We start from the raw sequence: 12819 nt of genomic DNA on the forward strand, positions 1-12819 counted from the left end.
TTGGAGAGATTGATGAATTTTCGTACTCCCGCAGTGCGGCTGGGTCTTCTGCCGGCCAGCATTGCGCTGGCGCTCGTGCCGAGCCTTGCCTCGGCACAGGAAGCAGCCTCCGGCACCACTGACCTCGATCGCATCTCGGTCACCGGCTCGCGCATTCGCGGCGCCAACATGGAGACCCAGCAGCCGATCCTGACGATGACCCGCGAATCCCTGGAAAAGCAGGGCTTCTCGAGCGTCGCCGACGTGCTGAACAACCTGACCTCGGCCGGTTCGCCGGCCATCTCGCGTTCGGAGTCGCTGGCTTCGGGCGAGAACGTGGGCGGCTACTACGTCGACATCCGTAACCTGGGCGCCGAGCGCACCCTGGTGCTGATGAACGGCAAGCGCCTGGGCGCCTCCACCGCCGGTCTGCAGGATCTGAGCCAGATCCCGATGTCGGCCGTCGAGCGCATCGAAATCCTGAAGGACGGCGCGTCGTCCATCTACGGTTCCGACGCCATTGCCGGCGTGGTCAACGTGATCACCCGCAAGAACGTCGACGGTGGCGAAGCCAGCGTCTACATCGGCCAGTACGACCAGGGCGATGGCCAGAGCCAGCAGTACTCGATGACCCTGGGTGCCACCGGCGAGCGCGGCAGCCTGACCCTGTCGGCCGAATACTCCAAGCAGGATCCGGTGTGGGCCAAGGACCGTTGGTACAGCCGTGATGGCAGCCTCGGCCCGCTGTCGACCTCGGAAGACTGGAGCCCGATCAGCCAGAACGGCAGCTGGTGCAACCCGCTGGTCTATGACTGCTCGCGTACCTCCAAGACGGCGGTGTGGCAGACCCTGAACCAGGGCGGCAACCCGACCAACCCGAACGACTACCACGAGCTGACCCCGGACGAGTACGCCAACTCGAACCAGCAGATGACCCTGCTGACCGGTGTTGAGCGCAAGTCGCTGTACATCAACGGCACCTACGACTTCACCGACACCATCAGCCTGAACACCGATGTGCTCTACAACGAGCGCAACACGTTCCAGCAGATCGCCGGCTACCCGTACCAGTCGTCCTCGTTCTCCACCCCGCTGACCGCCGGTAGCGCGTTCAACCCGGTTGGCCAGAACGTCGACTTCCGTCGCCGCCTGTGGGAAGTGCCGCGCACCACCGACAGCCAGTTGAAGACCCTGCGCTTCGCCCCGACCGTCAGCGGCTACTTCGAGCTGGCCGGCAAGACCTTCGATTGGGACGTCGGCGCGCTGTGGAACCGCAACGAGTCGATCAAGTCCAACTACGGCGACATGAGCCTGATCGCAGCCAAGCAGGCGCTCGGTCCGTCGTACATCGATGCCGGCGGCGTTGCCCGCTGCGGCACCGCGGCGAGCCCGGTCCTGGGCGATTGCCGCCCGTGGAACCCGCTGCTGCCGTACGGCGTTGATGGCGCCGGTTCGCTGTCGGATCCGGAACTGCAGAGCTTCCTGTTCCCGACCTACACCACCCGTGGCGTCACCAAGACCACCAGCTTCACCGCCAACCTGGCCGGTTCCATCGTGACCCTGCCGGCCGGCGACCTCGGCTTCGCCGTGGGCGTGGAGCACCGCAAGGAAGAAGGCAGCTACACCCCGGACGCCTTCGCACAGTCGGGCCAGTCCACCGGCCTGGGCCAGAAGCCGACCCAGGGTGAGTACGATCTGAACGAGGTCTACCTCGAACTGAACGTGCCGATCCTGGCCGACATGGCCTTCGCCAAGGAACTGACCCTGAATGTTGCCAGCCGTTATTCGGACTACAGCAACTTCGGCGGCACCACCAACAGCAAGTTCGGTCTGACCTGGCGTCCGATGGACGAGCTGCTGGTCCGCGGCACCTACGCCGAGGGCTTCCGCGCTCCGACCATCAGCGACCTGTACGGTGGCCTTAGCTCGAGCTTCGAGTCGTACATCGATCCGTGCGGCACCACCGCGCCGGGCAGCGTTGCCGGCAACGGTGCGTGCTCCGCCGCTGGCGTTCCGGCCGATTACGTGCAGCTGGGCCAGGGCAACCGGCCGTGCTCGACCCTGCCGTGCCAGTCGGGTGACCAGTTCATCTCGGGTGCCAACCCGAACCTGTCGCCGGAAACCTCCAAGAGCAAGACCATGGGTCTGGTCTGGAGCCCGCGTTGGGTGCAGGGCCTGGACGTCTCGCTGGATTGGTACCGCTACGAAATCAGCAACATGATCATTGCTGACAGCGTCGACCGCATCCTGCGTGACTGCTATGTGCTGGGTAACAGCGCCCGTTGCGAAAGCGTCGTGCGTGCCGATGACGGCCACGTCAGCGCGATCACCTACGGCACCGCCAACCTCGGCAAGATGGAAACCGAAGGTTACGACCTGGGCGTCAAGTACCGTCTGCCGGAGCTGGCCATCGGCCAGTTCAACATCGATTGGCAGACCAGCTACATGGCCAAGTACGACGAGCTGGGCCAGAACGCTGCCGGCGACAACATCACGATCGGTCGTGTCGGCGAAGCCGGCCTGTTCCGCGTGCGTTCGAACCTGGGCGTGAACTGGCAGTACGGCGATTTCGGTGTGAACTACACCGCGCGCTACTACTCCGGCATGAAGGAAGGCTGCATCGACACCGGCGAGTTCTGGTGCAATGCTCCGGACCACATGGCCAATGGCGAAGCCGACCCGCTGCGCAAGACCGGCTCCAACACCTTCCACGACCTGCAGGTCAGCTGGAAGGCACCGTGGGATGCCACCATCGCCCTGGGCGCGAACAACGTGTTCGACCACAAGGGTCCGCTGATGTACTCGGCGCCGAACTCGAGCTTCGCCTACTACGGCGGCTTCGATATCGGTCGCTTCCTGTACATGAAGTACACCCAGAAGTTCTGATCCATCGAACCACTGGTGCAATAAAAAGAAGGGCGGCCCGCAAGGGCCGCCCTTCTTCTTTGCCCGAAGGGCAAAGAAAAAGCCGACCTGCAAAGGTCGGCTTTTCGGTAGCACCGGCCGTTGGCCGGCCGTTGATCTTCGGTTGAAGAATCAGGCGTCGGCTGTAGCCAGCCCCATCAACCCATTGGCGTGGTCACGCCACTGCGGCAGCTTGCCCAGCACGCCGGCACGCTGCAGGTATTCCTCGTCCACCGGGTCGCCGTTGACCAGCGCCAGCGCCACGTGCACTGCACCGGTCACCCAGAAGCTGCGCGTGTTCGAGCGCTGCGGCTGCAGGTGGAACGCCACCGCCTCGATGATCGGCATCGGCAGGCCCCACAGGCCCAGCAGGTAGGCACCGGCTTCGCTGTGGCCCGGGCGCGGGTCGGCGTCGCTGGCCGGTTCCGTGCGTTCGTTGCGCACGCCCGGCAGCAGCAGGCCGATATCGGCCAGCAGCGCGGCGGTCGCGCCCAGCTCGGCGCTGGAATCGGGCAGCAGTTTCGCTGCCAGCCGCGAGGCCAGCAGCGCACGCTGCTGCAGCGCGTTGCGTTCGGCGCCGGACAGCGGCGATGCGGAAAACACTTCGCTCGCCAGCACCAGGTCGCGCAGGGTTGCCAGGCCCAGCCGGGTCACGGCCGTGCGCAGGTCGGAAATGGTCCGGCCACTGTTGAAGAACGCCGAATTGGACAGCTGCAGCACCTTCGCGGCGATGGCCGGGTCGGCCGAGACCAGCTTGGAGACGTCGGCGGTATCGGTGTCGTCGTCATGCTCCAGCGCCTGGGTCAGGCTCAGGTACAGGTGCGGCGGCGAGGGCAGCTTTTCGATGCGGCCGATGGCGCTGCGCAGGCGCGCGCTGTCCAGCAGTTCACGCAGCTCTTCCAGGCTGGTCAGCGCTTCAAGCAGCACTTCCGGTGCCAGCGGCAACGGCAGAAAACGGTGGGCCACGCCGATCAGGCGTGCCGGCGGCGGCCGGTTGCCCTGGGCGGCGTCCACCAGTGCAATGCGGATCGTCTCCGGACGCAGCGTCCGGATCTGGCCCAGCAGCGTGGTGGCCGTGAGATCGGGCAATACGGGGCAGGCAATCACCGCATCGATCGGCGTGGACGCCACGATGCTCATGGCTGACTGGCCATCCGGCGCCGTCAGCGGCTGCCACTCTTCCCCAAGATCGGCAATGAAATCCATCAGCTCAGCCGACAGGCTGGCTTCGTCCCCAACTAGCAGAATACGCACGACACAGTCCCCTGGGTGACCACGGTGAAACGCACCGTGGACGGTGTTGAAGTCGCAATGTACCCAATCCGGCACAAAGAGTGATGTGCCGCATCGTAAAAACGTGATGCCCATCGCTCCGGCGGCAGGCGCCGGAGCGGGGCAGCCGGGCTCAGCGCGGCTCGGCGAGGTAGCGCTTGTGCGCGTCCACCAGGATCTGCTTGGCTTCGGCGGCGCCGCCCCAGCCGTCCAGCTTGACCCACTTGCCCTTCTCCAGGTCCTTGTAATGCTCGAAGAAGTGGCCGATGCGTTCCAGCCAGTGGCTGGACACCTGCTCGATGTCTTCCACGTGCGCGTAGCCGCTGAACACCTTGGAGATCGGCACGGCCAGGATCTTCTCGTCGCTGCCGGCTTCGTCGCTCATCTTCAGCACGCCCACCGGACGGCAGCGCACCACCGAACCGGGCACCAGCGGCAGCGGCAGCACCACCAGCACGTCGGCCGGGTCGCCGTCACCGCACAGGGTGCTGGGCACGTAGCCGTAGTTGCAGGGGTAGCGCATCGGGGTGGACAGGATGCGGTCCACGAAGATCGCGCCGGTTTCCTTGTCCACTTCGTACTTGACCGGCTCCGAGTCCTTCGGGATCTCGATGATGACGTTGATTTCTTCCGGCGGGTTCTTGCCGGGCGAGACGAGTTCCAGACCCATGGTGTGCTCCGAGAGGGGGATTGTCGCGATAAGACCTCCCATTTTATGCGTTTGCCGCCCGCCGTGCAGGCCGGCGCTCACCGACGTGGCCGGGCGGTGCTTTCCGACCCGCCAGCGCGCTTCCCGCCGATCCCGGCGGGCATGGCCGAGGCGCAGTGTGGGGGCTCCTCCACCCCCGAGACTGTGCGATGCCGACCGTCCCGATGCCGCTGCGTTGCCTTCTCGCTGGCACGGCCGTGCTGCTGCCGCTCGCGGCGACGGCCGCCGCGCCGCGCTATATCGACCTGGCCGACCGGGTCGGCCCCGATGACACGCCCGGCGACAGGCAGTTTCATGAGCTGAATGACTGGATCATCTATGAATTCAACGACATATGCGCCGATTTCTTCTGTTCCGGCGGCTATGCCAACTACCGCCTGCTGCGTCTGAGCTGCGTGGTCGACACCCGCTCGGACAGCATCCGCCACTGCCGTCTACCCGTCGCGGCCAGTCGTGACCAGGTCGATCCGGGAACCGGCGCGCTGCGGACCGATGTCCGCCACTGGCTCTGCCCCGTCCCGCTGCCGCGCGGCCTGCCGGTGACCGCCTTCCTGGGCGCGCTGGACTGGCAACCCGACAGCTCCGGCCACCTGTTCAACGTCCTGCCCGGTTCGGGTCGATCCCTGTTCGACGCGCTGCAGGACTGCCTGCCCTGAGGCCCGCCCCGGGCCGTCCCTCTCCGAAGGAGTCGTTCGATGATCAAGCTGTCCCTGCGGTTGCTTCCCCTCCTGCTGGCCACCGCGTTCACCCCGGCGCCGGCCGTCGCTGCGTCCACCCATGTCGACCTGGTCGATTTCCCCACCGTGCAGGCCAACTGGGACAGGTTCCACGACCTTGCGCGCCGGCTGGCCGTCGGATTCGACAACGTCTGCGCCGATACCTTCTGCGAAGGGGAGTTCAGCGACATCGAAGCGTTCCGCCTGCGCTGCGCGGTGGAACGTGCCACCGGATCTGTCAGCGAGTGCCGGTGGGCATTCGCCGCCAGCGAGGTGGAGGTGGATGAGCAGACCGGGCGCATTGTGGCGCGCCAGCCCACCTGGCTGTGTCGCCTGCCCATTCCCGCCGGGACGTCGGTCGAGACGCTGTTCAACGCGCTGGCCGGGCCGAACGCGATCTTCGCGCGCCTGCCCGGCGCCGGCACCAGCGTCTACGAAGCGGTGGGTGACTGCCTGACCCTGCACCAGTCGCCCTCGTGAGCCCAAACGTGCCGTTGCTGCCGCTTGCCGGCAAGCCGTGGGCACCGTTTACGAGCGACGGCACCGCCTACGCTAGTCTGCGCCGATGGATTCGCTCCTTGCCGCCGCCGCACGCGCCCTCGCCGCAGGCGACGTCCTGACCGCCTTGGGCAACGTCGCCCTGCGCACGGACCCGCCCGCGCTTGCCCTGCGCGGGGTGGCCATGGCCCAGCTGGGCGAACTGGAGCGGGCGCGTGAGCTGCTTCGGCTGGCCTGGCGCGGGTTCGGCGCCGACGAGGTGCTGGCGCGGGCGCGCTGCGTGGTAGCCGAGGCGGAAGTGGCCCTGGCACTCCGCGATCTGGCCGGCTCCAGCGCGGCGTTGCGGGCAGCGGCCACTGCGCTGGAGGCACGCGCCGATCCCCACAATGCCCTGCAGGCCTGGTTGATCCTGGCGCGGCGTTGGCTGCTGCTGGGGCGGCGCCAGGAGGCGACCGAGGCGCTGGCCAAGCTGCAGGGACGCGCCTTGACGCCCGCGCTGGCGGCCATGGCGGCACTGACCGACGCCGCGCTCGCGGCGCATGCCCTGCAGATGGAACAGGCCACGGCCGCACTCAATGACGCCAGCGCTGCAGCGCAGGCCTCGGGCATTGGCGCACTGCAGGCAGAAGTGGCGCAGGCGCGGCAGCAGCTGGCCCGGCCCGCCGCGCGCAGGACCGACGGCGGTGCCGAGCGCCTGTTGGACCTGGCTGCCGTGCAGGAACTGCTCGCCTCGCCATGCTGCGTGATCGACGGCTGCCGGCGCGGTGTGTGGGCAGGTGGCCGGTGGCGATCCCTGGCCCGGCGCCCGCTGCCCTTCGCGCTGCTGCGCGCGCTGGGTGAAGCGTGGCCGGGCGGGGTAGACCGTGATCACCTGATTGCGCAGGTGTTCCGCCTGCGCGATGCCGACGATGCCCACCGCGCGCGGCTGCGGGTGGACATCGGCCGGGCACGCGCCCTGGTGCAGGGGCTGCTGCGGATCGAGGCGACTGCCACCGGGTACCGGCTGCAGGCAGCACCCGGCCAGGAGGTGGCGGTGCTGGCACCGCCGATCGACGGTGAGCAGGCGGCGGTGGCTGCGCTGCTGGCGGACGGCGCGGCGTGGTCTACCTCCGCGCTTGCCCTGGCGCTGGGCACCAGCCAGCGCACGGTGCAGCGGGCGTTGGTGGCACTCGAAGATTCCGGGCAGGCGCGCGCGCACGGGCGGGGGCGCACGCAGCGCTGGCTGGCGGCGCCGCTGGCCGGATTCACGACGATCTTGTTACTCCCGGGATCGTTGCCGGGCGACTAGTGTCTTTCGCAGGCACCCATGACGGACGTGCCAGGAGAATCCGCAATGAACAGTGCACCCCTTGCCGCATCCGCCGCACCACAGGTTCACGACGCCGACGTGGCGCGCGAATACGGGCCGTTCGACGGTGCCGACTGCATTCACGGCGTCAGCTTCGATGGACGCTACGTGTGGGCCGCCACCGGCGCGGCGCTGCTGGCGTTCGACCCGGACAGCGGGCGGCCGGTACGCTCGCTGGCCGTGCCGTGCGACGCCGGCACCGCCTTCGACGGCACCCACCTGTACCAGATTGCCGAAGCGCGCATCGACAGGATCGACCCACGCAGCGGCGAGGTACTGGCCTCCATCCCCGCGCCCGGCGCGGGCGCCGATTCCGGCATGGCCTGGGCGGATGGCAGCCTGTGGGTCGGGCAGTACCGGGAACGCCGCATCCACCAGATCGATCCGGCCACCGGCCAGATACTGCGCACCATCGAATCGGATCGCTTCGTCACCGGCGTGACCTGGGTCGACGGTCAGCTCTGGCACGGCACCGATGATGGCGAGCACAGCGACATCCGCCGGGTGGATCCCACCAGCGGGCAGGTGCTGGAACAGCTGCGCATGCCCGAACGCATGCATGTGAGCGGCGTGGAGGCCGACGGTGCCGGGCTGTTCTACTGCGGCGGGGGCCGCAGTGGCGTGGTGCGTGCGGTGCGCCGGCCCCGCGCTTAACGTGACTCATTCTCATTTGAGGCGTAACATGCCGCGCCTCTCCCCCGGATCGACCGGCGCGGTCCGCCGCGCCGCCTTCGCATGTCCTCCAACGCCGCCACGCTGACCGAACTGCTGATCCGCGAACGCCCGGCGCTGCTGCGCCTGGTGCAGCGCATCCTGGGCAGCGACGGCAGCGCCGAAGACGTGATCCAGGCGATCTGGTTCAAGGCGCGCGGGGTCGATGGCGGCGTGGCAATCGACAACCCGCGCGCCTATCTGTACCGTCTGGCCACCAACCTTGCCACCGACCATGGCCGGGAGCGCAGCCGCCGCGCGCGGTTGCTGGCCGACCACTACCTGTGGGGGCCGGATGAGGTGTTGTCCACGGAAGAGCAGGCGATGGCACAGGATGAGCTGCAGCGGGTACTGGCCGCGGCCGATCATCTTCCCGAGCCCACCCGCACGATCTTCCGCCTCAACCGGCTGCAGGGCCTGACCCAGGCGGAAATTGCCCGGCGTCGGGGGGTGTCGGTGACCACCGTTGAAAACCATGTGCGCGCCGCGCTGCAACGACTGGCGTGGGCGCGCAACGCCTGACCCGCCACGCCACGCCAGCCATGAGCCCGCACGACACCCCAGCCGCACCGCCACCGCCGTCCCATCCCGACCTGGTCGCCGAACAAGCGCAGGCCTGGATCGCATGGCTGGCGTCCGGCGCGGTGGACGAGCCGCGCATGCAGGAATTCGAGCGCTGGCTGTCGGCGCCGGGGCACCGGCGTACCTTCGAATTCGAACGCCAGCTGTGGCGCGCCGTCGGCGAGGCCCCGGCCGCAGCGGCGCCGCCGCGGCGACGCGTTGCGCGCATCGGCCTGGCCCTGGCAGCCGCGCTGGCGCTGGTCTGGGTCGCACCGGATGCCTGGCTGCGCCTGCGCGCCGATCACCTGACGACCGATGAAGTGACCACGGTGGCGTTGCCCGATGGCAGCCGTGCGGTGCTGGATGCGGATTCGGCCATTGCGGTTGAGTACGACGACACCCAGCGCACCATCCGCCTGCTGCGCGGGCGGGTGTGGTTCGAGGTTGCCCCGGGCCGCGAGCAGCCGTTCCGGGTCACCGCACAGGGTGGGGTAGTGGAGGACATCGCCACGGCGTTCTCCGTGGCCAGCACCGCGCACGGGGTGGACACCGAGGTCTCGCAGGGGCAGGTGCGGATCGCGGCAACGCCCGACGGCGGCTGGACCTATCTGCTGGCCGGGCAGCGCGCCGGATTCACGCCCGATGGCCGGGTCGCACGTCGCAGCGACGTGGCGCCGGACCGGATCGCGGCCTGGCGCGATGGCGAGCTGCTGCTGGAAACGGCCGACGTGGCCGATGCCGTAACGCAGATCGCGCGCTACCGGTCCGGCCCGACCTTCCTGCGCGGCGATCTTGCGGCACTGCCCGCGGTCAACGCCGCGTTGCGCGTCGACCAGCCCGAACAGGCGCTGGATGCGCTGGCCATGTCTGCCGGGCTGCGCATCACGCGGCTGCCGATGGGCGTGGCGATCGTGGCGCCTGCCGATCGCTGACGCGGTCTTGGGGAATGGCCTTTCCCATTCGTCTTACCCCCGAACGTACCCGCCGCCGCCACGTACTTCGCAGCGCCCGCACCCCGTGCGGGGACGCCGTGTCCACGGCATCGCCTCTTCAACAGGTTTCAACATGCACCCCACTTCCCGACCGGGCCGCCGTCCGCGCCCGTCCCGTCTCTGCATCGCGCTGCTCGCTGCCGGCCTGGTACCGGTGAGCGTGTTGCCGGCGCTGGCCCAGTCCGCCGACAGCGCCATGACGCGTGCCACGCACCGCTTCGACATTCCCGCCCAACCCTTGGCCGATGCGCTGCGCAGCTACATGCGCCAGTCCGGCGTGCAGGTCGCCTATCCGGCGGCGCTCGCGGCGGGGGTGAACTCCACGGCGGTGAGCGGTTCGCTCGACGCGCAGGCCGCGTTGGCGCAGCTGCTGCAGGGCAGTGGTCTTGCGCCGCGTGCGGTCGGCGCCGGTGCGGTCACGCTGGAGCGTGCCGCGCCTGCTGCGCGCGCCGAAGGCGTGATCGTCAGCGCGCCCTTGCGCGTGGCCGGCGATCAATTCGATGCCGGCAGCGATGCCGAGCGCGCGCTGGATGTGTACCGCAACGCCGGCTCCAGCGTGTTCGTGCCGCGCGCCACGATTGAACGCTTCCGCGGCACGTCCACCGCCGACATCGTCAAGGGCGTGGTCGGCGTCACCGCAGGCGATCCGCGCAGCGCCAATGCGCTGGACCTCAACATCCGCGGCATCCAGGGCCAGAGCCGCATCCCGGTGATCATCGACGGCGGCCAGTCCACGATGGACACCTATCGCGGGTACGCCGGGCAGTCGCAGCGGACCTACCTCGACCCGGACCTGATCTCCAGCCTCACCGTCACCAAGGGCCCGAGCCTGGGCGCCAACGCGTCCGGCGGCATCGGCGGCGTGGTGGAAATGGAAACGCTCAACGCCGGCGACGTGCTGCGCGACGGCCAGGACAGCGGTCTGCGCGTGCGCAGCGGCGTGTCCAACGGCAGCGCGCGTGACCTGCCGGCTTACGGCGGCACGCCGGGCACCCACCGCAACAGCCTGGGCGGGCAGTTCTTCAACATTGCCGGCGCCAAACACTGGGACCGTTTCGACCTGGTTGCAGCCTACGCCTGGCGCGACACCGGCAACTACTATTCCGGCAAGCACGGCTACGACGATTTCCCGCAGACGCGGCGCACGCTCGCGCCGTTGAATCCGCCCAACACCGAGGTCTTCAACACCTCGTCCAAGTCCAATTCGGTGCTGCTCAAGGGCACCTGGCGGATCGATGAGAGCCAGACCCTGGAAGCCGGCTACCGCCGTTACAGCGGGCGGCAGGGCGAGATCATGGCCTCGCAGATCATCCGCGTGGACCGCGACCGCGTGCCGCAGTGGGAGCCGGGCAGCGTGGACATGGATGCCTACAACCTGCGCTACCGCTTCAACCCGGACAACGACGTCGTCGATCTCAAGGCCAACCTCTGGTACACCGACGCCGACAGCCTGATGTACAACGGCCTCACCGGCATCACGCCGTGGTATTTCGACCGCCGCACCGAGTGGTATGACGGCCCGACCTTCAATACCGACCCGGGCTACAAGGACGCCTACCGCAACGGCATGCAGCAGCAGCGCTTCGGCCTGGACGTGTCCAACACCACGCACGTGGCCACCGACAGCGCCGGTCTGTTCACCTTCGACTATGGCGTGTCGTACAGCGACGAGGACGTCGGCCCGGGCCGCGACTCGCCGATCATGCATGACGACCTGATCAACAACCGCTTCCTGCGCAATGCCGAGCGCAAGGAATACAGCGCGGTGGCATCGATGAAGTGGCTGCCCGACGAGCATTGGGAGCTGCTGGTGGGCGGGCGCTTCAACCGCGTCAGCATCCATGACCGCAACCGGCTGGCCACGCCGGACGGCGAAGAGGTGATCGGGCAGTACCGCTACACCCAGTTGCTCAACGGCAACCCGGCGCTGCCGGCGTGGCGCGCGCAGCGCATCGCCATGCTCAACTGGTATCCCGATGCGAACGGCCAGTTCACCGAAGCCTCGCTGCTGGCCTCGCCGTACAAGAAGGGCACCGTGGCCGACATCAGCGGCTGGAACTTCCACGATGTCACCGCCACCGAAGACCTGATCGTGCCGACCAGCTGGACCTGGTCGCAGCCGATCCGGCGCACCGACAGCGCGTTCATGCCGACGGCCAGCGTCACCTACCGTTTCAACGACGAGACGATGGTGTACGTGAAGTACGCCGAAGGCGTGAAGCTGCCCAGCCTGTTCGAAAGCACGCTCGGTCTGTTCACCGCCGCCAAGCCGGTAGGCGACGAGCTCAAGCCCGAGCGCGCAGGCACCTGGGAAGTGGGCGTGAGCACGGTCAGGAATGATCTGTTCGGGGCAGGCGACCAGGCCGCGTTCAAGCTGGCGTACTTCAACACCCGCATCGACGACCTGATCACCCGCGATTACCGCACGCTGTCGGCGGGGTACATCCGCAACATCGACCGCTTCAAGGTGTCCGGGCTGGAGTTCCAGTCCAGCTATGACGGCGGCAAGGTGTTCGCCGATCTTTCGGCGCATTACTACTTCGAGGCCAAGACCTGCGCCCCGGACATCGCCGCCGAGCGGCGCGCGTACGGCGTGCAGCGCAAGATCGAGGAGCTGGCCAACACGCCGGACTGCGTGGACGGTGGCTTCGAAGGGTCTTACAGCAATACGCAGAACCCGCCGCGCTACACGGCGAACCTGACCCTGGGCGCGCGCCTGCTCGACCAGCGGCTGAGCTTCGGCACCCGCGTCATCCACAACGGCGGGCCGATCAGCAAGCTGGACAAGGAGTGGAACGTAGGCCTGTCGGCGATCCAGCAGCTGTACCGGCCGGCCACCATCGTGGACGTGTTCGCCAGCTGGCAGGCCAGCGAGCGGCTGGCGCTGGACTTCAACGTGGACAACCTGACCGACCGCTACTACCTGGACCCACTGGCGCTGGGCGTGATGCCGGCACCGGGCCGGATCATGCGCCTCGCGCTGACCTGGCGGTATTGATCAGGACAAGGCGCGGCGGGTGAACCGCCGCGCCACACCCTAGCGACACCCCCAGGGTGTGCCCCCGCACCCCCGCTATCACCAAGTAGCGCCCCCCCAAGGGTGTGCCACCGAACCCCCGCTCTCAAACC

10 protein-coding genes are annotated in these 12819 nt (G+C 68.2%); 8 read left to right on the top strand and 2 right to left on the bottom strand.

All coding sequences use genetic code 11. The features are described from left to right. Positions 1 to 12 precede the first annotated feature (12 nt). On the top strand, positions 13 to 2865 hold the full coding sequence (locus tag ACOZHM_RS11195) for a TonB-dependent receptor (protein ID WP_421569324.1): 2853 nt from the start codon (positions 13 to 15) through the stop codon (positions 2863 to 2865). 150 nt (positions 2866 to 3015) lie between these two features. Here the strand turns inward: ACOZHM_RS11195 and ACOZHM_RS11200 are convergent, their stop codons facing one another. Continuing rightward, the gene (locus tag ACOZHM_RS11200) at positions 3016 to 4137 is read right to left on the bottom strand and encodes an HDOD domain-containing protein (protein WP_421569325.1); all 1122 of its coding nucleotides are present in this window, start codon (positions 4135 to 4137) and stop codon (positions 3016 to 3018) included. 151 nt (positions 4138 to 4288) lie between these two features. Next, complete coding sequence (gene ppa, locus ACOZHM_RS11205; protein ID WP_421569326.1) at positions 4289 to 4825, bottom strand: inorganic diphosphatase; 537 nt, start codon at positions 4823 to 4825, stop codon at positions 4289 to 4291. A gap of 188 nt (positions 4826 to 5013) precedes the next feature. Between ppa and ACOZHM_RS11210 the strand changes: the two genes are divergently transcribed. The 7 genes from ACOZHM_RS11210 to ACOZHM_RS11240 all read left to right on the top strand — a co-directional run bounded on the left by ACOZHM_RS11210 (position 5014) and on the right by ACOZHM_RS11240 (position 12688). Next, positions 5014 to 5520, top strand: a complete 507-nt coding sequence (locus tag ACOZHM_RS11210; RefSeq protein WP_421569327.1) for a hypothetical protein — start codon at positions 5014 to 5016, stop codon at positions 5518 to 5520. Between the two features lie 39 nt (positions 5521 to 5559). Then, entirely contained in the window at positions 5560 to 6060 is a 501-nt protein-coding gene (locus ACOZHM_RS11215) for a hypothetical protein (protein WP_421569328.1), read from the top strand. A gap of 85 nt (positions 6061 to 6145) precedes the next feature. Next, complete coding sequence (locus ACOZHM_RS11220; RefSeq protein ID WP_421569329.1) at positions 6146 to 7366, top strand: helix-turn-helix domain-containing protein; 1221 nt, start codon at positions 6146 to 6148, stop codon at positions 7364 to 7366. A gap of 45 nt (positions 7367 to 7411) precedes the next feature. Continuing rightward, positions 7412 to 8080 carry a glutaminyl-peptide cyclotransferase gene (locus ACOZHM_RS11225; protein WP_421569330.1) on the top strand — a complete coding sequence of 223 codons (669 nt, stop codon included), beginning with the start codon at positions 7412 to 7414 and terminating at the stop codon, positions 8078 to 8080. Between the two features lie 81 nt (positions 8081 to 8161). Next, positions 8162 to 8659, top strand: a complete 498-nt coding sequence (locus ACOZHM_RS11230) for an RNA polymerase sigma factor (protein ID WP_421569331.1) — start codon at positions 8162 to 8164, stop codon at positions 8657 to 8659. Between the two features lie 20 nt (positions 8660 to 8679). Further along, the gene (locus tag ACOZHM_RS11235) at positions 8680 to 9630 is read left to right on the top strand and encodes a FecR family protein (RefSeq protein ID WP_421569401.1); all 951 of its coding nucleotides are present in this window, start codon (positions 8680 to 8682) and stop codon (positions 9628 to 9630) included. A gap of 133 nt (positions 9631 to 9763) precedes the next feature. Beyond that, complete coding sequence (locus tag ACOZHM_RS11240) at positions 9764 to 12688, top strand: TonB-dependent receptor domain-containing protein (protein ID WP_421569332.1); 2925 nt, start codon at positions 9764 to 9766, stop codon at positions 12686 to 12688. Positions 12689 to 12819: the final 131 nt, after the last annotated feature.

Source organism: Stenotrophomonas sp. PD6, assembly GCF_049199305.1.
Classification (GTDB): domain Bacteria; phylum Pseudomonadota; class Gammaproteobacteria; order Xanthomonadales; family Xanthomonadaceae; genus Stenotrophomonas.

Coding starts and splice junctions, on each gene's coding strand:
- ACOZHM_RS11195 (WP_421569324.1), top strand. CDS start 13: ATGAATTTTCGTACTCCCGCAGTGCGGCTGGGTCTTCTGCCGGCCAGC.
- ppa (WP_421569326.1), bottom strand. CDS start 4,825: ATGGGTCTGGAACTCGTCTCGCCCGGCAAGAACCCGCCGGAAGAAATC.
- ACOZHM_RS11215 (WP_421569328.1), top strand. CDS start 5,560: ATGATCAAGCTGTCCCTGCGGTTGCTTCCCCTCCTGCTGGCCACCGCG.
- ACOZHM_RS11240 (WP_421569332.1), top strand. CDS start 9,764: ATGCACCCCACTTCCCGACCGGGCCGCCGTCCGCGCCCGTCCCGTCTC.
- ACOZHM_RS11230 (WP_421569331.1), top strand. CDS start 8,162: ATGTCCTCCAACGCCGCCACGCTGACCGAACTGCTGATCCGCGAACGC.
- ACOZHM_RS11210 (WP_421569327.1), top strand. CDS start 5,014: ATGCCGACCGTCCCGATGCCGCTGCGTTGCCTTCTCGCTGGCACGGCC.
- ACOZHM_RS11225 (WP_421569330.1), top strand. CDS start 7,412: ATGAACAGTGCACCCCTTGCCGCATCCGCCGCACCACAGGTTCACGAC.
- ACOZHM_RS11235 (WP_421569401.1), top strand. CDS start 8,680: ATGAGCCCGCACGACACCCCAGCCGCACCGCCACCGCCGTCCCATCCC.
- ACOZHM_RS11220 (WP_421569329.1), top strand. CDS start 6,146: ATGGATTCGCTCCTTGCCGCCGCCGCACGCGCCCTCGCCGCAGGCGAC.